This window comes from Paenibacillus sp. FSL H8-0315, assembly GCF_038005365.1.
Classification (GTDB): Bacteria; Bacillota; Bacilli; order Paenibacillales; family Paenibacillaceae; genus Paenibacillus_AQ; species Paenibacillus_AQ odorifer.
Genome location: NZ_JBBOTA010000001.1, coordinates 987345 through 1013126, shown reverse-complemented (window position 1 = coordinate 1013126; position 25782 = coordinate 987345). Strand labels below are relative to the sequence as shown.

At 42.4% G+C, this 25782-nt stretch carries 22 protein-coding genes; 16 read left to right on the top strand and 6 right to left on the bottom strand.

The window, feature by feature from the left end:
• Window positions 1-43: 43 nt before the first annotated feature.
• Window positions 44-1768 (top strand): assimilatory sulfite reductase (NADPH) hemoprotein subunit, encoded by a 1725-nt coding sequence (cysI, locus tag MHB56_RS04385; protein WP_076130761.1) that lies wholly within the window; start codon window positions 44-46, stop codon window positions 1766-1768.
• Between the two features lie 1255 nt (window positions 1769-3023).
• Here cysI and MHB56_RS04380 read toward each other — a convergent pair.
• Window positions 3024-4661 carry a cellulase family glycosylhydrolase gene (locus tag MHB56_RS04380; protein WP_341143314.1) on the bottom strand — a complete coding sequence of 546 codons (1638 nt, stop codon included), beginning with the start codon at window positions 4659-4661 and terminating at the stop codon, window positions 3024-3026.
• A 399-nt stretch (window positions 4662-5060) separates the two neighbouring features.
• Between MHB56_RS04380 and map the strand changes: the two genes are divergently transcribed.
• Complete coding sequence (gene map / locus MHB56_RS04375; protein WP_036685786.1) at window positions 5061-5807, top strand: type I methionyl aminopeptidase; 747 nt, start codon at window positions 5061-5063, stop codon at window positions 5805-5807.
• A gap of 54 nt (window positions 5808-5861) precedes the next feature.
• Here map and MHB56_RS04370 read toward each other — a convergent pair whose 3' ends face one another.
• Window positions 5862-6266 (bottom strand): CBS domain-containing protein, encoded by a 405-nt coding sequence (locus tag MHB56_RS04370; protein WP_038572361.1) that lies wholly within the window; start codon window positions 6264-6266, stop codon window positions 5862-5864.
• Between the two features lie 178 nt (window positions 6267-6444).
• Between MHB56_RS04370 and MHB56_RS04365 the strand changes: the two genes are divergently transcribed.
• The 6 genes from MHB56_RS04365 (at window position 6445) to MHB56_RS04340 (ending at window position 12379) form a co-directional block, all read left to right on the top strand.
• A complete protein-coding gene (locus tag MHB56_RS04365) occupies window positions 6445-8553 on the top strand; it encodes a methyl-accepting chemotaxis protein (protein ID WP_341143313.1) in 2109 nt (702 codons plus the stop codon).
• 683 nt (window positions 8554-9236) lie between these two features.
• The gene (locus MHB56_RS04360; RefSeq protein WP_036685790.1) at window positions 9237-9437 is read left to right on the top strand and encodes a cold-shock protein; all 201 of its coding nucleotides are present in this window, start codon (window positions 9237-9239) and stop codon (window positions 9435-9437) included.
• A gap of 64 nt (window positions 9438-9501) precedes the next feature.
• Entirely contained in the window at window positions 9502-9729 is a 228-nt protein-coding gene (locus tag MHB56_RS04355; RefSeq protein ID WP_076190527.1) for a DNA-binding protein, read from the top strand.
• 208 nt (window positions 9730-9937) lie between these two features.
• Window positions 9938-10747, top strand: a complete 810-nt coding sequence (locus MHB56_RS04350) for a GNAT family N-acetyltransferase (protein WP_341143312.1) — start codon at window positions 9938-9940, stop codon at window positions 10745-10747.
• Between the two features lie 74 nt (window positions 10748-10821).
• On the top strand, window positions 10822-11859 hold the full coding sequence (locus tag MHB56_RS04345) for an LCP family protein (protein WP_076191015.1): 1038 nt from the start codon (window positions 10822-10824) through the stop codon (window positions 11857-11859).
• Window positions 11860-11896: 37 nt separating this feature from the next.
• Entirely contained in the window at window positions 11897-12379 is a 483-nt protein-coding gene (locus MHB56_RS04340) for a DinB family protein (protein WP_179086268.1), read from the top strand.
• Here MHB56_RS04340 and MHB56_RS04335 read toward each other — a convergent pair.
• Window positions 12376-12585, bottom strand: a complete 210-nt coding sequence (locus MHB56_RS04335; RefSeq protein ID WP_076100132.1) for a hypothetical protein — start codon at window positions 12583-12585, stop codon at window positions 12376-12378. The genes MHB56_RS04340 and MHB56_RS04335 overlap by 4 nt on opposite strands.
• A 280-nt stretch (window positions 12586-12865) precedes the next feature.
• Here MHB56_RS04335 and MHB56_RS04330 point away from each other — a divergent pair, with 280 nt between their 5' ends.
• Entirely contained in the window at window positions 12866-13225 is a 360-nt protein-coding gene (locus MHB56_RS04330) for a hypothetical protein (RefSeq protein ID WP_340010665.1), read from the top strand.
• Window positions 13226-13268: 43 nt separating this feature from the next.
• Here the strand turns inward: MHB56_RS04330 and MHB56_RS04325 are convergent, their stop codons facing one another.
• On the bottom strand, window positions 13269-14534 hold the full coding sequence (locus tag MHB56_RS04325; RefSeq protein WP_076276075.1) for a serine hydrolase domain-containing protein: 1266 nt from the start codon (window positions 14532-14534) through the stop codon (window positions 13269-13271).
• Between the two features lie 66 nt (window positions 14535-14600).
• On the opposite strand from MHB56_RS04325, the gene MHB56_RS04320 reads away from it, so the two are divergent.
• The 4 genes from MHB56_RS04320 (at window position 14601) to MHB56_RS04305 (ending at window position 19839) form a co-directional block, all read left to right on the top strand.
• Window positions 14601-15284, top strand: a complete 684-nt coding sequence (locus tag MHB56_RS04320) for a response regulator transcription factor (protein WP_076129903.1) — start codon at window positions 14601-14603, stop codon at window positions 15282-15284.
• A gap of 2 nt (window positions 15285-15286) precedes the next feature.
• Window positions 15287-16561 carry a HAMP domain-containing sensor histidine kinase gene (locus tag MHB56_RS04315; protein ID WP_076190536.1) on the top strand — a complete coding sequence of 425 codons (1275 nt, stop codon included), beginning with the start codon at window positions 15287-15289 and terminating at the stop codon, window positions 16559-16561.
• 159 nt (window positions 16562-16720) lie between these two features.
• Window positions 16721-17494 carry an ABC transporter ATP-binding protein gene (locus tag MHB56_RS04310; RefSeq protein ID WP_076183127.1) on the top strand — a complete coding sequence of 258 codons (774 nt, stop codon included), beginning with the start codon at window positions 16721-16723 and terminating at the stop codon, window positions 17492-17494.
• A 2-nt stretch (window positions 17495-17496) separates the two neighbouring features.
• Window positions 17497-19839: an ABC transporter permease gene (locus MHB56_RS04305; RefSeq protein WP_076281466.1), complete on the top strand. Its 2343-nt coding sequence runs from the start codon at window positions 17497-17499 to the stop codon at window positions 19837-19839.
• 64 nt (window positions 19840-19903) lie between these two features.
• Here the strand turns inward: MHB56_RS04305 and MHB56_RS04300 are convergent, their stop codons facing one another.
• Window positions 19904-20332, bottom strand: a complete 429-nt coding sequence (locus tag MHB56_RS04300) for a VOC family protein (RefSeq protein WP_076183122.1) — start codon at window positions 20330-20332, stop codon at window positions 19904-19906.
• A 408-nt stretch (window positions 20333-20740) separates the two neighbouring features.
• On the opposite strand from MHB56_RS04300, the gene MHB56_RS29815 reads away from it, so the two are divergent.
• Window positions 20741-23434 carry a glycoside hydrolase family 6 protein gene (locus MHB56_RS29815; protein ID WP_445667741.1) on the top strand — a complete coding sequence of 898 codons (2694 nt, stop codon included), beginning with the start codon at window positions 20741-20743 and terminating at the stop codon, window positions 23432-23434.
• A 57-nt stretch (window positions 23435-23491) separates the two neighbouring features.
• Here MHB56_RS29815 and MHB56_RS04285 read toward each other — a convergent pair whose 3' ends face one another.
• On the bottom strand, window positions 23492-23887 hold the full coding sequence (locus MHB56_RS04285; RefSeq protein ID WP_076129897.1) for a DUF2871 domain-containing protein: 396 nt from the start codon (window positions 23885-23887) through the stop codon (window positions 23492-23494).
• 186 nt (window positions 23888-24073) lie between these two features.
• Here MHB56_RS04285 and MHB56_RS04280 point away from each other — a divergent pair, with 186 nt between their 5' ends.
• Window positions 24074-24628, top strand: coding sequence for a GNAT family N-acetyltransferase (locus tag MHB56_RS04280; RefSeq protein WP_081387118.1), 555 nt, complete (start codon window positions 24074-24076; stop codon window positions 24626-24628).
• A 147-nt stretch (window positions 24629-24775) separates the two neighbouring features.
• The gene (locus MHB56_RS04275; RefSeq protein ID WP_094903188.1) at window positions 24776-25438 is read left to right on the top strand and encodes an MgtC/SapB family protein; all 663 of its coding nucleotides are present in this window, start codon (window positions 24776-24778) and stop codon (window positions 25436-25438) included.
• Window positions 25439-25782 lie beyond the last annotated feature (344 nt).

Below are 25782 nucleotides of genomic sequence, written 5' to 3'. Positions count from 1 at the left end.
ATAGAGGAAAGTTATCGAATGACTTCGGGGGGAGATAACAACAATGGCAAACAATGAAAAGGTTAAGCCGATCGGCGGGCCTCCAAGCGATGTTGAGCACATTAAGCAAGAGAGTAACTATCTGCGGGGCGCGCTTGTTGAGACATTAAGCAATCCGATTACCGGAGGCTTGCCGGAAGATGATAATCGGCTGCTGAAATTTCACGGAAGCTATATGCAGGACGATCGGGATTTACGCAACGAGCGCGAACGGCAAAAGCTGGAGCCTGCATTCCAGTTCATGCTTCGTGTAGTTGCCCCAGGCGGGGTAGCGACACCAGAGCAGTGGCTAGTGATGGATGATCTGGCACAAAAATACGGCAATGGAACCTTACGTCTGACTACCAGACAGGCGTTTCAAATGCATGGGGTACTCAAATGGAATCTTAAGAAAACCATTCGCAGCATTAATGATACGCTGATGACGACGCTGGCAGCTTGCGGCGATGTTAACCGTAACGTAATGAGTAATCCGAATCCTTACCAGTCAGAGGTGCATGCAGAGGTCTACGAATGGGCGCGCAAAGTAAGTGATCACTTATCACCACGTACGCCTGCTTACCATGAAATCTGGTTGGACGGTGAGAAGGTAGTAGATAGCTTAGGCGAGCGTGCGGAAGTAGAACCGATCTATGGACCGGTATATTTACCGCGTAAATTCAAGATTGGTCTAGCGGTGCCTCCTTCTAATGATGTGGATGTATTCTCGCAAGATCTGGGTTTTATCGCTATTCTGGAAAATGAGAAGCTAGTCGGCTTCAACGTTTCTGTAGGCGGCGGTATGGGGATGACTCATGGCGATACCAGTACTTATCCTCAGTTGGGACGTATAATTGGTTTTTGCCGTCCGGAACAGTTGATTGATGTGGCAGAAAAGACCGTAACAATCCAGCGGGATTATGGCAATCGCTCTGTCCGCAAAAATGCACGGTTCAAATATACAATTGACCGCCATGGTCTGGAATGGTTCGTAGACGAACTGCATGAAAGACTCGGATGGCAGCTTGAAGCAGCACGTGATTATCATTTTGATCACAACGGAGACCGTTACGGCTGGGTGAAGGGTACCAACGGAAAATGGAATCTGACACTTTATATCCAAAGCGGACGGATTCATGACCAAGAAGGATACACCTTGATGACTGGCTTGCGGGAGATTGCTAAGATTCATACTGGAGATTTCCGGCTAACGCCGAATCAGAATCTAACGATTGCCAACGTCACTACTGCCAAAAAACGCAAAGTAGCTGAGCTGGCTAAACAGCATGGACTAACAGATGGAGCACATCTTTCTGCATTGCGGCGCAGCTCCATGTCCTGTGTAGCACTGCCAACCTGCGGACTTGCGATGGCTGAAGCGGAACGCTATCTGCCTTCGCTGATAGATAAGCTGGAGCTTGTTATAGATAAAGCTGGTTTGCGTGACGAGGAAATTGTGATCCGAATGACCGGCTGCCCTAATGGCTGTGCTAGACCGGCGCTGGGTGAAATCTCGTTTATCGGCAAGGCTCCTGGCAGATACAATATGTATTTAGGAGCAGGCTTTACGGGTGATCGCCTCAATAAAATGTATAAAGAAAACATAGATGAGAAGGAGATCCTAGAGACGCTTGAACCTATTCTTCACCGATATGCCAAAGAACGTCAACAAGGCGAGCATTTTGGAGATTTCGTGATCCGTGCAGATTATGTTAAAGCCGTTACCTCTGGACTTAATTTCCATGACTAAATGAAAGTAGATTTAAAAATGTCCCGGGGCCAGTTGATGGCTGCCGGGATTTTTGTGGTTTGGTCGTAGTTAGATGCGCGGGGTGTCGTGTCGTACACAAAATGCTCCAGAGGTAAAGAACGGTAGACAAGAGTAAAAGAGCAGCAGATAAGCAGTAGATAAGCAGCAGATGAGCGCAGACGAGTAGCAGATGAGTATTAGATGAGCGATAGTAGAGCAGTAGATGAGCAGTAGATGAGCAGTAGATGAGCGCAACGAGCGGCAGTAGACTAACAAGGTGACGGACTCAGGAGCCCTTATTTCCTGAAATCTTGCCAATTTGCCGAGTATTCGGACACCAGCGCCGTTATGGGGATGAAAAGAGGCCGAAATAGGCCTTTTTCAGAGGAATAGCGGCTCTCCAGTCCGAAAGTTGCTCAAAACGGCTTAAATCGCACAAATAGCGTCATCTGAGTCCGAAAATCACGACAAAGCGCTCCAAAGGTAAAGAACGGCAGATGAGCAGCAGATGAGTGCAGAAGAGAAGTAGAAGAGTTGTAGAAGAGTAGTAGAAGAGTAGTAGATGAGCAATAGTAGAGCAGTAGATGAGCGCAACGAGCGGCAGTAGACTAACAAGGTGACGGACTCAGGAGCCCTTATTTCCTGAAATCTTGCCAATTTGCCGAGTGTTCGGACACCAGCGCCGTTATGGGGATGAAAAGAGACAGGAACAGGCCTTTTTCAGAGGAATAGCGGCTCTCCAGTCCGAAAGTTGCTCAAAACGGCTTAAATCGCAAAAATAGCGTCATCTGAGTCCGAAAATCACAACAAAGCGCTCAAAAGGTAAAGAACGGCAGATGAGCGCAGACGAGCGGTAGTAGACTAACATTAGAGTAGTGAAAGGGTCATATTAGATAGTGGGACAGAGTGAAATTAGCTCAGTAGGAGCAATTGTAGAGTAATACGCAGAACAGCAGGAGCAATAGTGAAGTAACGCAGAACAGCCAAATAAAAGAGAAGCAACCGACTAGCGGAACAATAGACGAGCAGCAGTAAACTATCATCAAAGTAGTAACAGTCCAGCGGTAGACTAACATCAGAGTAGTAACAGTCCGGCAGCAGGCTAACAGCAGTAGATCACCGTTGACTGACAAATCTAGCAACAGCCTTCATTTGATCTACAATAATCTAGTAAGATCCCAACATCTGCGCTACAACAGATTCAATTTAAAAACCAGCAAGTCTCCAATTCCGGGAGGCTCGCTGGTTTATGTGTTTAAGGAGCGATACCGGAGATCAGTACATCGTTTTGATACAGGGTTACTTTGTTCCAAGTGCTGAAGGAAACTTTGGTTGGATCGAACGAATAGTCATTTGCTTCATTGAAGTTAGACCAGTCGCTTTTGTGCACGCGTAATTGGATTTCTCCTGATTGTCCACCGGCAGGTATGGAGCCCGCGCTAGTATTGAAAGTAAGCTCAACGTAAGAGTCGGCGTTCGTCCCACTTGTGGACCCGAGGGCAACCGATATATTAGAAGCACCGACCTGCGCCCAATCGATTACTCCATTGAGAGAGGCGCTTCCATCTTTAGTAAAGTAATAACGAATTTTCAGTCCATTTAAATTGACTGCCGTTGTTCCGTTGTTATAGATGTTGAAGTAGGGCTTGATTGAGTTATCAGTAGCATTGGTATCTGCTGCACGGTAGTAAAGTGCCAGATTACTGGATGGCGAGCCGGTAGGAGTGGCTGTAGGTGTTACTGTAGCTGTTGGCGTAGGTGTAGGTGTAGGTGTTGGCGTAGGTGTAGCTGTAGGTGTTGGTGTTGGTGTTGGTGTTACTGTAGCTGTTGGCGTAGGTGTTGGTGTTGGTGTAGTGCCACCATCCGGCACAGGTTGGTAACCAGGTGTTGTGTAAATTTTATTAAGCACGGAGGTTGCTAAGGTTCCGTTTGCTCCATTAACGACTGTATTTCCCCAGTTGCTGAGTGTTCCTGCTGGACCGCTGGCTAGATCCAGATATTCAACGCCTCCGCCATTACCATACCAGGACCAGGCGAGCCAGCCCACCTTTTTTTCCTTCGTGTAGCTCATAATGGTGGCTTCATCGACATCTCCACCCGTGTGCTTGTCACCGAATTCGCCGATAATCACAGGGGCTCCAATAGCCAAGGCACTATCGATATTACTCTTAACTGTAGCAGCATTACCTCCAGCATATTCGTACATATGAATTGAGAAAATAGTGTTTTTTAAGGTATCTGAATTAAATACAGCCTGACCACTAGTGAAGATAGATTGTGGGTATTGACCCCATCCCGCTGCATCTACAACTAAAGTGTTCTTAATGCCCGCATTTCTTAACGCAGGAATTGCCGCTTGGTATCCACTAGCCCATGTTGCAGTGTTCCAAGAACCGTACCATTCATTAGCAATATTCACAATGACACGATCTTCTTTACCGATCAAAGCATCCTTGATGCTGATCCAATAGTTTACTGCAGCGTTAAGGTCAGAGGTGTTGTCTGAGCCCGTAGCATCATGCACTTCCAGCATGGCAATCATTTTATACTGATCACAAAGCTTTAGAATATTTTGGACATCAGCTAAAGTATCGAGAGACCACTTGCTGCCATTAGAAAGTACAATTCTGACGGTATTGGAGCCAGTCGCTGCGATGGCCGGTATTGCAGTAGCCAGATCGTTTTTGTACCAAGTGTGTGCATGATTCACCCCGCGCATTACAAAAGGACTGCCAGTAGCATCGTATAAAGTGGTACCGCTTACATAAAAACCTTTAACAGAAGTGTTTGCTGCCGCTGCCTGCTGTTGAGGTAAAGAAATAGAAAGAGTAAGGATACTAATTAATACTAACAAACTGATTTTCCGGAACGAAAAATGCTTTCTGAATTTCATCAACATTTCCTCCTTAATCAAATAGGGTTGCTTCTTTGATTATGCGTATCCTCCAGGTGGTTGCAGTAAATGCACTCAATTACAGGCATGTATCACCTCCTCAGTTATTTTGAATATAACATATAAAGGAATTTTTAGGAATAATAAATAATTTAACGATAACAATAACTTTATGTTTTATTAGAAAGATAAGAGAAATTGCTGATAAGGCACTCGTCTTTCATCTAACATTCTCATAAGAAATGATGTTATTTTTAGATTCAGGAAGGAAAATATAATTTTTTTTGCCTAATGATTTGGATTTCTCGCGATTTTCTTTCATAATATAAAGGGTAAACTAAATACAAAAGAAGAACCGTTGCCCGAGAGCGATGTGTTCTGTACAGAAGAGGCGATATTATGATTATCATGAAAACGATGGAAGAGATCGAAAAAATGCGTGCGGCGGGAAAAATTCTCGCTGAATGTCATCGTCAAATTGCGCAAATTTTGCAGCCTGGTATTACGACCTGGGAAATTGATGAATTTGCAGAAAAATTTATATTGTCTCAAGGAGCTACTCCTGAGCAAAAAGGATATAATGGGTACCCGTACGCAACCTGTGCATCTGTAAATGATGTAATATGCCACGGATTCCCGAAAAAAGAGCCGCTAAAAGACGGGGATATCGTAACCATTGACATGGTTGTTAACTTAAACGGCTGGTTGGCAGATTCGGCCTGGTCTTACGGGATTGGCAATATTAGTGAACAGGCGACCAAACTTCTAGACACTACTAAGGAATCTTTATTCCGTGGAATCGAGCAGGCGGTTGCAGGCAACCGTATTGGCGATGTTGCGCATGCCATCCAAGTTTATGCAGAGTCTAACGGGTTTTCTGTAGTGCGTGATTTTATTGGCCACGGGATCGGTTCAGAAATGCATGAAGCTCCGGAAGTACCTCACTATGGTCCAGCAGGGAGAGGGCCTCGTCTTAAAGAGGGGATGGTATTTACCATTGAGCCCATGCTGAACACAGGCAGTTACAGAACAAAAATTGATGCGGATGGTTGGACTGCGCGTACCATTGACGGCGGATTGTCAGCACAATATGAGCATACTTTAGCGATTACCCCACAAGGAACGATTATCCTGACTGAACTGTAATTTTGATGAAAAATAAAATGACCAGTCTCCGTAATGGAGATTGGTCATTTTTTATTAATCTGTAATGTTGCGAGTGTAATATTCAATGATATCTTTTCTCCTAATAATTCCAACAAATACACCCTCATTATCAATCACAGGAACGAAATTCTGATCCGCAGCAAGCGTCAGCATATCCTCCATTTCTGCATTAATGAGAACACTTTCGTTATGAACATGCTTTTGGATGTCGCTTACTGGAACTTCCCCTATATTGTCAAAGGTTAAATCTGCTGTGTTTTTCAGCTTCCACAATAGATCACCCTCCGAAAGTGTTCCTACATATTTTCCTTCATTATCAATAATAGGGATAGCCGTGTAATGGTGCTGTTCTAATTGTTCTAAGGCTTCCAGCATGGATAGTGAGTTAGTGATATAGGCGACTTGATCTTTTGGCAACAAAAAAGAGGATATTTCCATCGGCATGAACTCCTTTGTAATATGTTATTTTTTGATTAGGCTACTTTTATTTAAACATACTTTTGGAATGGATAGAATTTTAAATTTTCACCCCTTGAATTATAGGTAATAAGTCCTATTGAATAGAGGTCGTATTTTGTCGATTAAAGATATATTATCCTAGAGTGGAGTTGTTCAGATGGCATTGTATCGAAGGCTTTCATTAACGTTTAAATTTGTTATGGTGGTAAGTTTAGTAATTATTGTGATCTTTTTCTTTAGTTTAGTCGCAAACCTGGCTAATCTGCGTAGTGTGAGCATATCCAACGGTGAACTTCAGGCAGAGGTCGCAGGAAAAAGTTATGCGGAGACCATTCAGAATAGAATGATAGACATTCAGTCGACGGGTGAAGCGCTCGCTGAAGTACTCCTTGAATCAAGAGAACGTCAAACCTTGGACCGTGAAGATGTTGTTTCTACAATGAAAACTATGCTTGAGCACAGACCAGAAATTTTTGGGATGAGCATATTATGGGAACCCAATGCTTTTGATCAGAACGATCAGGCTAATATAAATAAGATGCCATATGATGATGGTACGGGGCGTTTTATTCCTTATGTCTTTAGAAATCAAGGTGCAATAAAGGTTGAACCCTTAAAGAATTATGATGTAGAAGGTGCGGGTGATTATTACCTTTTACCAAAAAAAGAGAAAAAACCGGTATATATTGAACCCTACTCCTATGAGACGACTGGTGGAGCTATAGAGATGATTTCGGTCATGCTGCCAATTTTGGATAAAACGGGTGCATTTCTGGGGACTGTAGGGTTCGATGTTTCGTTAACCCAATTGCAGGAAGAAGCCGTTAACTATAAACCTCTGGGAGGTTATGTTTCTTTAATCACTGGTAATGGCAAATATGCAGCCAACCCAAATGATCCTCAAAGTGTACTCAAAGAATTCGGTGATACAGAAGATAAAACAGTACTGTGGAAGCGTGTGAAGAATGGGGAGGCCAAACTGGGATACACGATAAATTCCAAGGGAGAAGACGTGCTGCGGACTTTTGTTCCGATACCAATGCCTGGAAGTGACCAGGTCTGGTACACACAGACAGCGATCTCTAAGGATGTTATCATGGCTGATTATGAACAAGCTAAAACAGAATTTTTTATCATTATGATTATTGGGATTTTGATTTTAGCTGTTATTGTTGGTCTTCAACTATGGTTGATGGTAGTTAAACCGCTTCGTTTGTTATCTGAGAAATTGCAGCTGATGTCTCAGGGGGATTTGACTCAAACCCTGCAGGTTCGAAATGATGATGAATTCGGCAAAATGGCTACACATTTTAATCATATGACCCATAAGCTTCGAGAAATGTTTGGACTTGTCGCTGATCTATCAATGTCCGTGGGAGCTACTTCTGAAGAGCTGACAGCTAACGCTGAGCAGACTGGGAAAGCTGCTGAACAAATTGCTGTGGCAATTGGACGAGTAGCCGAAGGAGCGCAGTTGCAGAGTGATTATGCGGGTGATTCTTCAATGGCGATGAGCGAGCTGAATGTTGGAGTGCAACGGATTGCTGACTCTTCGTCATCGGTATCTGCATCTGCAGATGAAGTTACCGATCAGACGAAAAAGGGCAGTGTCCAGCTGCAAATGGCAGTGAATCAAATGTCGGAGTTAAAGCTGTCTGTAGATGAGACGAGTCTGGCGATTGAACGTTTAGGCGAACGATCTGCTCAGATCAGCGGGATTATCGGCTTGATTTCGAACATAAGTAAACAGACCAATCTGTTGGCACTAAATGCGGCTATTGAGGCGTCCAGAGTGGGTGAACATGGCCGAGGTTTTGCGGTGGTGGCCTCAGAAATTCGCATGCTGGCAGATCAGACTAAAAAAGCTGCCGAACAAGTTACTGCTTTGGTTGAAGATGTGGTGCAAGATACTAATCAAGCTTCACAAGCGATGGCTGTCGGCAATGAAAAAGTAATTCTTGGTGTGCAGAGTGTATCTGATAGTGATCTTTTATTTACGTCGATTCTGACAGAGATGACACAGGTAACCGATCAGATCCAAGAGGTGTCAGCAGCTGCACAGCAGATGACCGCGGGAACGGAGCAAATTTCAGTTACCGTTAAACAATTAGCCGATCTTGCTTCGGAAGCTTCCTCTGACTCCCAAAGTGTGGCAGCAGCCTCTGAGGAGCAGCTTGCTTCTATGGAAGAGATCTCAGCCTCGTCGGAGTCACTCAGCTCAATGGTGCAAGACCTGTTGGATAAATTATCTTACTTTAAAATTTAGATTCCCTTTTCAAATATAGAGAAGGGCTGGCACCTAAAACTATGAAAATGACTGCTGTGTCGAAAGCAGATGCTTAGTCACTGGAAAATACGCTTAGTAACCTGCTAACGGACACAGTGGTCCTTAAACGTACGATTATCCGATATTTGGAATGTTATCGGACTCCAGTGCAGCTATTGGCCTGAAAAATGCTTATTATGAGCCTCTTTCCAAGGAATAGCGTCACTGGAGTCCGAAATCTAGCGGTAAAGAATAAAAACATGTAAATAACGTCTACCGAGTCCGAAAGCCCCGTAGGATAATGAATGTGTAGTCGTAGCAGGCCGCAAATGACCAAAAAACGCTGAACAGCGATTCTTCGATAACAGAAGAATCGCTGTTTTGTTGATTTTAGGATTTTGAAAGTGAGGAGGTCAGTCTCCGCTCGTAGAATCAATTATGGCACAGCTCCTTCTTACCTCCCATTTTCTTCATAATGCAGAAGAGTATCTATTTGGTGTTAGCTGTGTTATAATCAATCTATCGAAAGTATTTACCTGGCGAATTCACATAGCGTAGAGGGTTATTCTTTAGACGTTAATAACCTTGTACCATATGTGAATTTTTATTTTTTTAGAGATTTTGCAAGAGATTTTTTGAGGATAAGAATAACATGTAAATAAAAATAAGGTGGTAATTATATTATGCAAACAGGAACAGTGAAATGGTTTAACGCAGACAAAGGTTTTGGTTTTATCGAGGTTGAAGGTGGAGAAGATGTATTCGTACATTTCAGCGCAATTACTGGTGACGGATTCAAGTCTCTGGATGAAGGACAACGTGTAGAATTTAACGTAGTTCAAGGTAATCGTGGTCAACAAGCTGAGAATGTTGTAAAACTGTAAGTAGTAAAATGAATCCCCAAACGTATCGTTTGGGGATTTTTTTATAGAAAGGTGGCGGATGTAAATGCAGGTGTTTGAAGACTGGAATTTAAAAGTTAAGAAAACCTTTAACGCTACAAGTAACAAGGAAGTATTGACGGTGTCTGAAGCGGGAAGCTTGCTCGGGCTGTCTAAAGATCAAATGAAAAGTTATGTAGATCAGCATAAGTTGACTAAAGTTCCGATCATGAGAAGTGTCGTCAGATATCTTTTACTCAAGAGTGAGATCGATATGATTGTGAAAAAAAACTAAGATCATCATTAATAAATAGGGTAGACCAATCCTTGATAGGATATGGTCTTTTTTTGTCTCACAAATTTCTTATAAATAGAAACTTATCGACCCTAAGATCGTCTATAATAATGGGATATTTTAGGTAACAGTGTCATCCAGCAAAAAAATATCCTCACATACTGGTGGTTATCTATCAAAACATTACGTGAGATCTAAGGAGAAAATTATGAAACGACTAGAGCGTAAAGATTATTACAAAGCTATTGAGCCTTTAGGAAAAGTGAAAATAAATACGATGTTTGCTGAGTCCGTGGTTAAACAAGTCATACCTGGCAGCGTATATGTTGACGATATCGTTAACCCGCGTGCTTTTTACATTGCTCACCCTTGTGGAATGTCTTTATTAATTGGAGAGTCGGATAATGAAGAGTTTAAGCGCGATCTTTTTGATTACATAACCAATAAAAATATGATTCGGCATCATCAAGAGTTGCTGCAGGTTGATCCAGCGGGAGGCTGGCCGGAAGTTATCGCTCATTGGAGTGAACAGGAAATGCTCCATAGAAATACAAGGGTCAACTTCAGCTTTAATTGCGAGAAATATCTGAAACAGAAAGCTTCTTATCTTAACCAAGACCTTGAAGTGGTGCGAATGAACAAAGAACGGTTTTTGGCGGCAACAGGAGGTGTCAATCCTAAGGCGTTTTGGAGGAATGAAGAGCAATTTCTTGCTGAGGGGCTGGGCTTCAATATTCTTGACGCTGGGGAAATTGCCTCTACGGCATTTTCGGGTTTTGTTAATGAGCATCAACTGGAAATTGGCATAGAAACTTCAGAAGCACATCGGGGGAAGGGCTATGCCTACGCGGTCTGTTCAGCCTTAATAGAATACTGTCTAGAACATCAGCTTGAGCCGGTGTGGGCGTGTCGTCTGGATAACGAGGGTTCTTTCAACTTAGCGCATAGATTAGGCTTTGAGACAACCTACATGATTCCCTATTATCGGCTGGTAGAATCCGTCATCAGGAAGGGTTAAGGATCCGAATGAAAAATAAACAGACTACCCATTCAGCTTCTTCATTTTCTTTAAGTAGAATTGAGAAAAAAAAGGTGAAGAAGAAAACTAAGACCAGCAAGAAAAAAAAGATCTGGTTATTTACGCTTGCTATCGTACTTATTGCTGGGCTAGGATCTTATGTTTTTCGTAAAGAACTGCTGATTTTCGGATTTAATAATGTTGTGGCTCCGACTATTGAACACACGCTTGATGGATCATACGTTCCTTTAGAAAATAATGAAAACGCTGAAGCTCCTGGATTACAACCAACGGCGGATAACAAGGATCGTCCATTTTCTATCCTCCTACTGGGTACTGATCAGCGGGGAAAAGAGAACGGGCTTTCTGATTCGATTATATATACTGTGATCCGGCCAGTTGATCATAAAGTATTGTTCGTGTCGATCCCTCGTGATTCCTATGCAGAAATTATCGGAGCGGAAAAGGTTAAAGGAGCTAGGAAAGAAACCAAGATTAATGCAGCTCATTCCTATGGCGGTCCTCAGATGAGTGTAGACACCGTTAAAAATTTATTAAACGCGCCTATCGAATATTACGCTACTATTAATTTTAACGGTCTTGTGGGCGTTACAGATGCTCTAGGGGGTGTTGAACTTCCGATTACCAAGGTGATTGAGAACAAGAGCCCGGATCATGAGAAATTAAGAATTGAACCGAACAAACCGATTTATTCTGGCGCTGAAGCATTAATGTATGTAAGATACCGCGAGGATTCTGATTTTAAACGAACGGAGCGGCAGCGGATCTTTTTGAAATCTGCGCTTGAACGGATGAAGAGAGTAGATAATATCCTTAATATACAGAAAATCATCGAAATAGCAGGCAGTAATTTCCAAACCAATATGAAGTCAGACTTTATTCTTGATTTGGCGAAAAGAGTAATTCTTGAAGGGGGTACTCCTGAGATCACAAGCCATATGTTGCAGGGTGAGGGCAGACGGAAGGATCAATGGTATTACATCCTTGACGAAAATGATGTGAAGCGTACCCATGAGTTGATTGAGATTTGGCTGAATCCTGACTCTACCGATACGGATCTGGCCGCAGCTTCTGCGGATGACGCAGCATAGATGTTGTGACTGAATTATTTTATTTTTCATGTGGAGGTTGATCTCTCTGGCTGCAAAAACAAATGAGCAAATGTTACTCGAATTTAAGTCCCTCATCCCGTTCGTAGAATCTTTAGGTGAAGTATCAGCTAAACATTGGAATCAGCCTATTGCAGCTGGTAAATGGACTTTAAAGGATATCATCTGTCATCTCATGTTATGGGATAAATATTTTTATGAAGGTGCGATTAAGAAAATAATTCTCCGGGAACCGATCACAACCAAGCAGTTGGATTTTAACGAGTTTAATGCTAACGCTGTAGAATATGCTAAATTATTATCTGAACAAACATTAATTGAACAATTTGTACGTTATAGAACTAAAATCATAGATGCAGCTGTAGGCTTAACGGAAGAGGAATTCAATCAGGAATATAAGGATGGAGATCGCAAAAAATTCAGCGTTCGCAAGTACTTGAGAAGTTTTATCCCACATGATAAGCATCATAAAAAACAGATTGAGCAGTTCTTAAAACCTTAAAACTTGGCGCGATTTTGAACTAACTTCATGGATTGGCGTATGAGGATAGGACCAAACATGCTTCCGGCAGAGGCGGCAATTAAGGAATGGAAGGGGAATTTTATAGCAAAATAAAAGACCCATCCAGCAACAATATCAATAAGGATGAACTTCTTGATCTCGGATAATGGAATGGTCACGAAGACAATGGATTGTTTGTTTCTCACAGCAATGACCTCCTAATTTTAAGAAAACATCTTATAAATCCACTGTTCATTCTATTTTGGAACTAAGATGTCCCATTCCGTCTAAATCTACAATCGAATCGTAAAAAAAAGGAAGTATGCCTTGCGGATTTTTTTCGCAAAGTGTACTTCCTTTTTTGTATGTGAGGATATTATCCGACTAATATTTGGCAGGGTATGGAAAGTCACAGAAGATATATTCAATCACTAGTACAATGTAAGCGTTGTCTTTTGTGAAAATATATCCTAAAGGAGCTAAGCTATGAGAGTGAAGAGACTATCTTTTAACCAGCTTGTGTTTATCTGTTTAGGTTTTCAATACTTGTTAATGCGTTTGTTCTCTACCGGCGAGGCGATCGTTATCACATCGATAGAGCTAGTAATATATATTGTTTATACTGTCGCCACCCTTGCCGGATTGTTTCTCCGGAGCAGACGAATTGATAGTGAAGCTGTATCTGGGTTGTCGTCGTTATTTTTCAGCGTGTTATGGACGGTGTCTTTGTTCTCACAATTTCGGAAAGAAAGTTATCCAAATGCTTTAACAATCATTAATTCGCTGGGGGTGTCTTCAGCGGTAATCGTGATGCTCACGCAATTTATAATTTTGGCCAAGGCTTAGGCCTTAGCTGAAAAAAGGCGGGTGCCCAGTAGCTATTTTATGGCTATTGCGGCACTCGTTTGTTTTTTTTCATCCCCAGAAATGAAAGCTCACCCTGTTCATTTCGTTTAAATTCAAATTCACTGTCATGCTTGGTATGATGGAATCTTGTTTCTGAGATAGGATAGAACGGTGTAACCTCTTCATCATTCCAGACAAAATAATAGTCCTGGCCCCTACGCTCCACGCTCGCTTTGCAGCCAAATCCCTCATAGGTCCCCATATATTCAGCATACATGCTATCATCAAGTGGAAAGGCTCGCGGGAATATCGGCATTTCAGCAGGCTCACCGAATACTAATCCAGATAGAGATTCCGTTAACTTGGTAATGGGGACACAATCATAATTGGTCAACATGATGACGGTTGTCTGCTCTTCTGGATATCTGTGCATTTCACTTCGGAAGCCGCGATAAGCACCACCATGATACATTCTTTTGCGATCATAACGTTCGTCCAAAAACCAACCAAATCGATACTTGAGATTACTTGAATGAAAAGCCATCTCCAGAGTATCGTGAGACACTAATTGATCGGAGTATAACGCTTGATCCCACAGGAAAAGATCAGCAGCCGTCGAATACATGGCACCCGCTGACAGGATAGAGCTCATATGTATGTATTCACCCTGAGTATACTCTCCCCATGAGGAATGATAAGGTGAGGCTAATTTTGAAATGATTTGCTGATTGTTATAAACTCCTGTATTTACCATGCCAAGAGGCTGTAATATAAAAGTAGTGATATAATCTTCAAATGTCATGCCAGTAATCTTTTCAATGATCATTCCTAATAAATAATAACCCGAATTATTATAGGAAAACGATGTGCCGGGCATAAATGCAGGCGGTTGACTCACAAATAGCTGTAACATCTCCAAGGGAGTCAGCTTCAGTTTATTTAATTTTTGATTATATTCGGGTAGAGAAGTGTAGTTGGCTATACCCGAGGTATGTCCCAGCAGATGAAGGATGGTCATCCCCTCGAATGCATGCTGTTCAGGAAGATATTTTAAGATCGGATCTTCCAGTCGCAGACGTTTTTGTTCTTTTAGCATCAGAATTGCCATGCCAGTGAATGACTTGGTTAGCGACCAGATCCGGAATTTGGTATCTATAGCGTTCGGGACCTGATGTTCAAGATTCGCATACCCATATGCCTTTTGTAGCTTGATTTCTCCATGCTGAGCTATCAAGACTGTGCCGCTCAATGGCCAGCTTTGTTCGTATTTATCTAAAAATTGCTCCAGACGCTGGGATTGTTTATCCACAGGTAACCCCTCCTTAAAGGCATATTCTAACATAATACTAAATTCTGTTGAAGCGGAGAGAAATCCATGAGATATGATTGTTTAATTATTGATGATGAAACTGAACTTGCGGAGACCACCTGCGAATATTTTAATTTGTTCGATGTTCAAACCGCGTTTGTTACAAGCGCTGATGCCTGTCGAAGCTTTTTACGTGAGCATCAGGTCTCAATGTTACTGCTAGATATTAATTTAGGCGGTGAATCCGGCTTCCAGTTATGCAAAGAGCTGCGTCAGACGATGGGGATTCCCATCTTGTTTATTAGTGCCCGCTCCAGTGAAGATGATGTATTGATTGCTCTTGATATCGGAGGAGATGACTATATTCATAAGCCGTATACCCTGCGAGTGCTGCTCGCAAAAGTGAAGGCGGTGCTTAAACGCCACAATAATGAAGTTATAGCTGAGGCAGCTATCCTCCAAGCCGGCCCTATCCAGATAGACCCCGAACTTAGGAGGGCAAGCCTTAATGGCGTAGCTCTCAAGCTGAAAACGATGGAATATAAATTGCTCAGCTATTTGATTCAGCAGAAAAATAGGGTAATCCCCAAAGAGGAGTTATTTACTGAGGTATGGGGAGATGTTTTTGCGGGGGATGGCACCTTAAATGTACATATCCGTCATCTACGTGAGAAGATTGAGCAGAATCCTAATGATCCTCAGTACATCCGTACAGTATGGGGCATCGGTTATGCTTTTGAGGACAAATAGTTATGACAAAAAAACTGCTGTTGGCCCTTCTGCTTACTATATTTGCCGCAAGTTTAGCGCTCACCTTCCTAATTCTTAATTTGCAGGTGGAGACAGGAACAGATAGAGTGGCGATCAATACCATTGTGAAGCTCACGGAACAGAACTGGGACAAGCTTGATCCGAAGCTGTACAAGGAAAGTCCTTATGAATTTGCTATTATAGATACCACGGGAGTACTTAAATATCAGACGGGAAATGCGATTTCCGTTACTGTTAACGAAGCCATCAATAATCGGGATACTCTAGTGGACGTTTTTGTTCAGGATAAGATGGTGGGGAAGGTGATTATTAATAATGATTACCGTGCGATCTTTATACATATGAAAAAACAATTTATACAAGTTTCTATTGTGATGCTGCTTCTGCTTACGGTTCTAGGCGTTCTCTATATTTGGTTCCTGAATCGATCGGTTCTCCGTCCGTTCCGCAAAATGCAGCAATTCGCGAAGCATATCGCGAGAGGTGATCTGGAAGTGCCGCTGGAGATGGATCGTAATCATCTGTTTGGTGCTTTTACCGAAAGCTTTGATATGATGCGGGAAGAGCTTGCAGCGGCTAGACACAGCGAATATTTGGCGAATAAAAGTAAAAAGGAACTGGTTGCTAGTCTCAGTCATGACATTAAAACACCCGTTGCTTCGTTAAAGGCGATCACGGAACTGATGTTATTAAGCGCAAGGGATGAGAAGACCGGCAGACAGCTTAACACTTTGTACTCCAAAGCAGATCAGATTGATCGTCTGGTGACTGATATGTTCCATTCGACCTTGGAGGAACTAAATGAACTTAAAGTCAGCTTAACGGAAGAGCAAAGCCACCTGCTGATCCAAATTATAAATAATGTGAATTTCTATGAACGGATTTCAGCAGCATCTGTGCCTGACTGTCTCATTACGGTGGACCCCTTGCGGTTGCAGCAGGTGATCGATAATGTTGTGAATAATTCCTACAAATATGCCTACACAGACACACCCATAGATATTAAGTTCGAGATCACGGATCATTATCTGGAGGTAGATATTCTGGACTATGGTCCCGGGGTTCCTGAAGAGGAGCTGCCTTTAGTATTCAATAAATTTTTTCGGGGCAGTCTGGCCGTGAGCCAGAATGGTGCAGGTCTAGGCCTGTACATTTCCCGTTATATGATGCAAAAAATGCAAGGCGATATTCTGTGCTCCAATCGGGAGGACGGATTTACAGTCAAACTGCTAATTCCTTTAGCAGGACAGAATTAAGAATTAGCTAAGGATTGCACAAAGACATGTTAAGAACATTTAACGTACGATAAGGTTGCAATTACGAATGAGCTTGTGATTGCAGCCATTATATTTCGCGTAGAACTATGATTTTTCTTAGCGCAATTAATGAGCATGAATGTAAATGGAGTGTTCAACATGAGCGAAGTGAATAATAAAGTGCTGATGCAGACTAATAAGCTTGGAAAAACCTTCTCCCATGGAGGAACTCAGCAGCATGTTTTGAAAAATCTGGATCTGACCTTATATCATGGTGATTTTACGATTATCATGGGCAGCTCTGGTTCTGGTAAATCAACACTGCTGTATGCCATTTCGGGTATGGATAAGCCAACACTTGGAGAGGTTCTATTTGAAGGTCAGGATATTACAGCCATGAGTAATGATCAGCTTGCGATATTCCGGCGGAAGAATTGTGGGTTCGTGTTTCAGCAGATTCATCTACTGGATACGATGAGTGTCCTCGACAATGTATTATCAAGTGCTTTTCTTGTACAAAAGGATAGAGCAGGTGCTGTAAAAAAAGCCAAAAAGCTACTCTCTGATGTAGGTCTGGATGACTCTGTCTGGGGCAAGTTTCCGGCGCAAATCTCAGGTGGCGAAGCTCAGCGGGCGGGGATTATCCGGGCATTGATCAACAGTCCAAAAGCGGTTTTCGCCGATGAGCCGACGGGTGCGTTAAATAGTTCAGCAGGAATAGGTGTACTGCGCGTCCTTACTGAGGTGAATAGACAAGGGCAAAGTATAATTATGGTTACTCATGATCTTAAAACCGCGTTGCGTGGAAATCGGATATTGTATTTGCGGGATGGAGTCATCGTGGGAGATTTGCGTCTTACCCCTTATAGCGAAGATAACGGACCTGAACGGCAGCAGCAATTACAGTCCTTTCTAACCGAATTGGGGTGGTAGGGATGAGCAGCCTAATAGGAAAATTAGCTTGGTCCAATATTCGTAAAAGAAAAAGTGCTACGGTTACGCTCTTCATTCTTATCATGATAGCTGTGCTGCTGCTGAACATTGGTCTTACGGTCATTTTGAAGCTCAATTCCTTCCAGCAAGAAAAAATGACTGAATTAAGGACTCCAGAAATAAGTGCATATTTTCCAAAAGATGATTATCTAGAAGAGTATGAGGAGCTTGTGGATAGTTATTCATATACAGAATCCTGGGAGAATGAAGCAGCAATTCTGTTAGCAGATGCTAAAATGAAGTACGGACAAACGGACACTACGGTAGCTTTTATAATTCTTAACATGGATACACCGCGGACCAAGGGACTGTTCAAGACAACGACTCCACTAGGATCTAAGGATGCGAATATGATCTATCTGCCTTATTTGTTCCATGTTGGATCGGGGTATAACCTTGGGGATACTTTTACTTTTGTATACGATAATAACTCATTTTCTTATACCATAGGTGGCTTTATTGAGGAGCCGTTGCTAGGGACGTTAACTAATGGAGCTTTAAAAGTATTTTTGAATGATGAAGGTTATAAACAGTTGGGGGAACGTCTTGGAACTGAAGCTCAGTACAGCTTTCTATCAGCAGATTTAACCGATCCTTCAAAGGATGTAAAGCTGGAGCAAATGCTTAGTGAGCGGATTTTTGCCTCAGGAAGTACGGATCAATTTCAAGTCATGCGGGCAGAGGTTGGGCTCGAAGGAAACCGTGTTTTTGTTAATCTTTTAGCAGCCATTTTAATCGTATTTGCACTGATTATGGTTCTAATCTCGCTTATTGTCATCAGGTTTCAAATATTGGGGCATATTGAAGACAATTTAACGAACATCGGTATTTTAAAAGCTAACGGTTATACTTCATGGCAGATTAAAAATGCGCTTCTGCTACAGTTCACCTCAGTTTCCATCATTGCAGCTATACCGGGAGGCGGGTTATCTGGGCTGGTTATGCCGTTGGTAGGGAATATGATTTCGTCTTCAATCGGACTTCTGTGGCCAATATCCTTTGAAGGGGTCAGTGCAGTGCTTAGTTTGGTTATTGTCTCTGGACTAGTGCTACTTGTTACCTATCTGTCGAGCCGGCGAATTCGGAACATTACTCCGATTACAGCTCTGCAGAGCGGAATCCTCACTCACAATTTCAAGCGGAACCCAATTCCACTCGAAACATCCCGGATGAATCTGCAATTTAGCTTAAGCCTTAAAGCTTTAGTAAGGCAGGCAAAACAGAATATGATGATCGTATTGATCGTTGCCGGATTAACCTTTTCTAGTATTTTTTGCTCTATATTGAATTTCAACTTTAAGGGAGATACCTCCGCCGTTATAGAACTGGTAGGTATAGAACGCAGCGACTTTTTGTTATTGCCGAAAAACGGTGACCTACAGCAGGGGAAGTTTACAGAATTAGAAGCCATGCCAGGGGTTGAAAAGTTGACTGTATTGGATAGCATGGTCGCTTCGATTAAAAACACCAGCTTTATGCTCCGGGTATCTGACAATTATAGCAAGCTGGAGACACAAACCATATACAAAGGGCGAGAGCCAATTTATGATAATGAAATTGTGATTTCCGGTGTTATTGCAAAGTTGGAAAATTCAGAAATAGGGGACGAGGTCCCGATCACTTTTAATGGTGTGACGGAGAATTATTTGGTTACTGGCTTAAGCCAGCAGATTAGCCAACTTGGAATGGTGGCGAGTATGACCGGTGATGGAATGAGAAGACTTCAACCGGAGTACACCCCTCTGTCCATCAATGTGTATCTGAAAGAGGGGGGAGATGCGCAAGCTTTTGTGAAGGATCTGGAAGCACGCTTCCCTAAGCAATGGAACATTACTAACATTCGAGAAACGGTTGATAGTACGCTCAGTACATTCACTGCCGCAGTATCTTCTATGACAGCAGTCATCACTGTGGTGACGATTATAGTAGTCAGTCTGATTTTGTATTTAGTGATTAAGACTTTGATTCTGAAGCGGAAACGTGAGTTCGGCATTCTTAAAGGAATGGGTTACACCACTTTTAATCTGATGACGCAGATTACCTTTAGTCTGTTTCCGGTGATTGTGGTGGGAGTAGCTTTGGGGAGCATAGGGGGGTATTTTTTCTCAGACTCAGCGTTTGTACTATTGCTCTCGAGTTTAGGGATTTATAATGTCCAACTGGCGGTTAGTTTGCCTCAAGTATTGCTATTGTGTGCAGCCATTCTAGTAGTCGCTTATGCGGTGTCTATGCTTGTTGCCCGGCGAATTCGGAAGGTTAGTGTGTACGATTTGATTATGGACTAATTTAAGCGAAAAACAAAAAAACAACGAGCAGGAGGTTAGTTACTCCATGCCCGTTGTTTTTTTATTACATATTTATTCGTCCGTCATCATAATTGAATTGCCAGTCGATGCCGAATTTATCTTTTAGACTACCATAACAAGAGCTCCAGAAGGTTTCTTGCAGTTCCATAACTACTTTACCGCCCTCTTGAAGCTTATCGAAATATTTCTTTATGTTATCTAAATCCTTACTAACTACGGAAAGACTAATATTGTTTCCTTCGATAAAAGGCATGCCTGGAAAAACATCAGAAAACATTACATTACTGCCTTCGATATTCAAGCGGGTGTGCATAACCAAATCTTTAGCTTCCTCAGGAAGAGTGAAATTGGGATCGGGTGGTGTTTCACCAAAGGTCATGATTTGTGGACGTTCAGTGCCAAACACCTCTGCGTAAAACTCTGCTGCGTCACGACAATTCCCATTGAAATTAAGATAAACATCGATGGACATTTTTTTCACTCCTTAAAGGTTTGTTAGCGTTACTTCGAAAATACTTAAAATTCAAAATACCTTGTCACTTCCACATTGTATCATTTACCAGTTTATAAACAAATATTCTTATAGTCTCATTATTAAACTTTTATTTCATCTACTATCTTCTAATTAAAAATAGGATATGGTAGTATTCAAGAAAAGGGATAATTTTCTATAAATTAAATAAAATTATATTTATGTTAAATAGTTAGGGTATTTAGGCTCTTGTTAGATCTTTAAAACGGAGAGGAGGTGATGATGAGTGCGGGTAAGGCATAGAGGAGGTGACCATTCTTTAAAGGAGTGAATACTGCAATTGTAGCATCGCGTGGCTATTAATAAATTATTTACGAATTTATTTAATTGTCGAAAGGAGAATAATAAATGACAAAAGCACTAAGGAAGCAAATGTTGTTATTGCTTACGATCATGGCTTTAGTTATCACCGGATATGCTCCTTCTACCACGTATGCCAGTGAGGCGCATGTTGACAATCCGTTTGTAGGAGCTACAGCATATGTTAATCCTGATTATGCCGCACTGATTGATACCTCTATTGCTCAGGTTACCGATAGTACTTTAGTTTCCAAGATGGAGACCATTAAAAAATATCCGACAGCCGTATGGCTGGATCGAATTGCTGCAATTTATGGCGGGACAGAAAACGGAGGCAGAAAAAGTCTTGAGGAAACATTAGATTCCGTACTCGCGCAAAAGCAACCAAACACGCCGATTACAGCCACATTCGTAATTTATGATATGCCTGGGCGGGATTGCCACGCTTTGGCCTCCAATGGCGAGCTGCCACTGACAGCAGCGGGTTTGACAACCTACAAATCAGATTATGTTGACGTAATCGCCAGTATTTTTGCAAAGCCCAAATATAGTGACATTCGGATAGTGACTATCGTAGAGCCGGATTCGCTTCCGAATCTAGTTACCAATCTCAGCACACCACAGTGTGCTCAAGCTAACTCCACGAATATTTACCGTGATGCTACACGTTACACTTTAAATGCTCTCCATGCCATTCCAAATGTGTATACTTACATGGATATTGGTCACTCTGGTTGGCTCGGATGGGATACTAACCGTGGCCCCGCTATCGACCTCTTTACTTCGGTTGTGTCAGGCACTACAGCTGGACTTGCTAGTGTCGATGGATTCATTACGAATACAGCCAATACCACTCCACTAGTAGAACCTAATCTTCCAGATCCGAATCTTACGATAGGCAGCCAGCAGCTTCGTTCTGCAAGTTATTATGAATGGAATCCGTATTTTGATGAAGCTGATTTCACAGCAGCTTTGTATTCAGGTTTTGTAGCAAAAGGTTGGCCTTCCACGATCGGCTTCCTTATTGATACTTCCCGTAATGGGTGGGGAGGAGCAAATCGTCCGACTAGTGCAAGCGGAACAACCGTTAACGCTTATGCGGATTCCGGTCGGATTGATAAACGTCTCCATCGCGGCAATTGGTGTAATGCCAGCGGTGCCGGAATTGGAGAAGTTCCACAAGCAGCACCCGCAGGTTATGCAGCCTCACATTTGGATGCATTCGTCTGGGTGAAACCTCCGGGAGAATCTGACGGCTCCAGCAGCGCCATTCCAAATAATGAGGGCAAGGGCTTTGACAGAATGTGTGATCCGACTTATACCAGCTCAAGCGGCACACTGACCGGTGCATTACCTAATGCGCCTGTATCAGGCCACTGGTTCCATGATCAATTTGTTCAGCTGGTACAGAATGCTTACCCTGTAATTCCTCTGAGTAACGGAGGGGGTACTGTAGTTCCTGCGTCACCCACTAATTTGGTAGCGACAGCGGGAGATGCAAAAGTAAGCCTGAGCTGGACGGCATCCAGCAGTGCGATTAGTTACACCGTAAAACGAGCGACCACAAGCGGAGGGCCGTACACCACTGTAGCAACCGGGCTAACGGCAACGAGCTACACCAACACAGGCTTAACGAACGGAACAACCTATTACTATGTTGTAAGCGCAACCAATAGTGTAGGAGAGAGTGTGAATTCGGGACAAGCGAATGCGACCCCAGCGGCGGTGGCGACTGTTCCGACGGCACCCACTAACTTGGTAGCGACAGCGGGAGATGCGAAAGTAAGCCTGAGCTGGAGCGCATCCAATGGTGCGACTAGCTACACTGTGAAAAGTGCAACCACAAGCGGAGGCCCGTACACTACTGTAGCAGCAGGGCTAACGACCACGAGCTACACTAACACCGCCCTAACGAACGGAACAACTTATTACTATGTTGTAAGCGCAACCAATAGTGTGGGAGAGAGTGCGGATTCTACACAAGCGAGTGCGGCTCCAGCAGCAGTGGCGACAGTTCCAGTGGCACCAACTAACTTGGTAGCGACTGCAGGAGATGCAAAAGTAAACCTGAGCTGGAGCGCATCCAGTGATGCGACTAGCTACACTGTGAAAAGTGCTACCACAAGCGGAGGGCCGTACACCACTGTAGCAACCGGGCTAACGGCAACGAGCTACACCAACACAGGCTTAACTAACGGAACAACCTATTACTATGTTGTAAGCGCAACCAACAGTGTAGGAGAAAGTGTGGATTCGGCACAAGCAAGTGCTGTTCCACAAGTTCCGGCAGCAACTAGTCTGACGTTGCAGTATCGGGCAGGAGATACTAATGCGACAGACAATCAGATCAAACCTTATTTTAATATTAAAAATAACGGCACAACCGCAGTGAACTTAAGCGATCTTAAAATCCGTTATTATTTCACTAAAGATAGTAATCAGACGTTAAATGGCACAATTGATTGGGCACAGATCGGCAATAATAATGTTCAAGTCGCCTTTGCAGACTACACTGGCACGAATGCAGACACTTACGTTGAACTTTCGTTTGCTTCTTCGGCTGGTTCCATTCCAGCTGGAGGCCAGTCCGGAGATATTCAACTCAGAATATATAAATCAGATTGGACTAATTTTAACGAAGCCAATGACTACTCCTTTGATGCTACTAAAACTGCTTATACTAACTGGGATAAAGTGACGCTTTATCAAAGTGATGCTCTCGTATGGGGGATTGCTCCGTAACGGAAGCAGGGGATATTTAAAAGAGCCGCTGGAGTGATCCTGGCGGCTCTTTCTGTATTATTTAATTCGTTTACCGAGTAGCACAAGCAGCCAGATGATTCCAGCCCCAACAATGGCGTGACCAAGACCCGCAATATGGGGCAGGAAGCTAATATCACTGCCGTTAATTTGCAGCATTCCGCGTGTAGCCATTGCACCAATCGTGATTAGAAGACCAATGTTATAGACAATGTACCATGCACCAAAAGATTTAGCCTCATGGATATTAAATAACTTGTCTAAGATCATAGCAATAATAAAGAAAAAGAATCCTAAGACTAGAATGTGAGTGTGAAGCGCAACTAATATAGTATCTCCTGTGAAATCATTCATTTTAGTAATTTCGCGATAGGCCACTCCGGCTATCAAACCAAGAATTGCATAGAAAAAAGACGTGTAATACAATTTTTTCATAAGAATATCTCCTTTGTAGTTATCGTTATGATTGAAGTGTATCAAGCAATTAAGAACGCAATATGAACAAATGATTACAAGGTGAAAAAAATCACTAGTTTATAAAATACATTATATCCTAAAGGAAGTTTCACTTTCCACGACGAACTGTACTACTAGAGAAATGAGAGGAGACTTAAGGAAAATATGATCGATAACGTTGAAGGATTTCCTGTGCTCGAAACAGACCGCTTTATTTTGAGAAGAATTACACTGGATGATGCTAAAGAAATATATAATTATTTTTCAAAAGATGAAGTGACCCAGTATTATGATCTGGATAGCTTTACCGATATACAGCAAGCGATCAACCTTATCGAAAGATGGGATGAACGTTTCAAAGGCAAACAAAGTATTCGCTGGGGAATAGCCAGGCGTGAGGATAATATAATGATGGGTTCATGCGGATATCATAACTGGGCGCACAGAAATTTCAAAGCAGAGATTGGGTATGAATTATCTCCACTTTATTGGCGGCAGGGTGTGATGACGGAAGTCCTGACAGCTATTATTGCGTATGGCTTTGAGCATATGAAGCTCCATCGAATTGAGGCGTTTTATGATCCGGCTAATATTGCCTCCAAGAAGTCTCTTTTGAAAGCGGGCTTTAAGTATGAGGGATTGTTGCGCGAATCTTTTTTTGAAAAAGGTAGATTTGTAGATGCGGAGATTTGCTCTTTGTTAGCTTCCGATACGAACTAAGAAGTATAAAATTATAAAAAAGCGAGTTAACCATAATGCGAGAGGACGTATTATGGTTTTTTGTTTGTGATACAATAAATAGATTATCGACTTTATCCTACGTGGTACTAATCCAACATACATATCATGATGAAAGAAGGTGAAGGTATGGAGTTTGAGTATTTGCTTCGTGTAATTGGCGCGGGAATTTGTGGCGTATTAGTTGGATATGAACGCAAAAGCCGGATGAAAGAAGCTGGAGTTAGAACACATTTTGTTGTGGCCTTAGGTGCTGCACTCATGATGGTCATCTCCAAATATGGGTTTCAGGACCAAGCGGATTGGCCTAATCTTTCTCTTGATCCCGCTCGGATAGCTGCTCAGGTAGTAAGCGGAGTAGGTTTTTTGGGCGCAGGAATGATTTTTATGCAAAGACACACAGTCAAAGGGCTCACTACTGCTGCAGGGATTTGGGCAACAGCCGGAGTGGGCATGGCTATAGGGTCTGGTCTTTATATTCTTGGCGTAGGAGCAACGATAATCATTTTACTTGGGCAAAAGATCTTACACAGTCGTAACAGCTGGCTGGCCGCACCAAAAACCCAACAGCTCGTTATAAGTCTAGCTAACACAGAAGGCGCTATGGGCCGAATTCAAGAGTTGCTTAAAGAACACAAAATCGCTGTTCTAAGTTTTCATGCTGAAAATAACAGTGTAGAATCCGAATTAAACGTAGAAATCGTTGTAAGATTGCCTGAATCATTTAATCCAGTACAATTGTTATCGATGATCCAAGAGGACGCAGCGGTTAAGACCGTTGAGTTTCAATGATTTTTTAGCACCTTCGATGTAACTAACTCACTTCGCATCAAAAGCTACCTCCTTTTTGAGAGTTTCCTTTTGATGCGAGTGTTACCTTCAATTTACCATCGATTCACACACCCTCACATTAATCCAAGCAAAATACCACTTTCAGTCTTTCTATTCCAATTAATAGGTTCAAGATTCAAATTAAATGCTAATCCATGGGCTTATATGTTATGTCTGTGTTATATATTGAGTGGTTTTTGTGTTGGTTATCTTTCGTTAACCGCTTACATTTATTTTTAAATAAAAAATATGTCATTTATATTGACACATAAACCATGACCCTTTATTATTAATCCCATCACTGG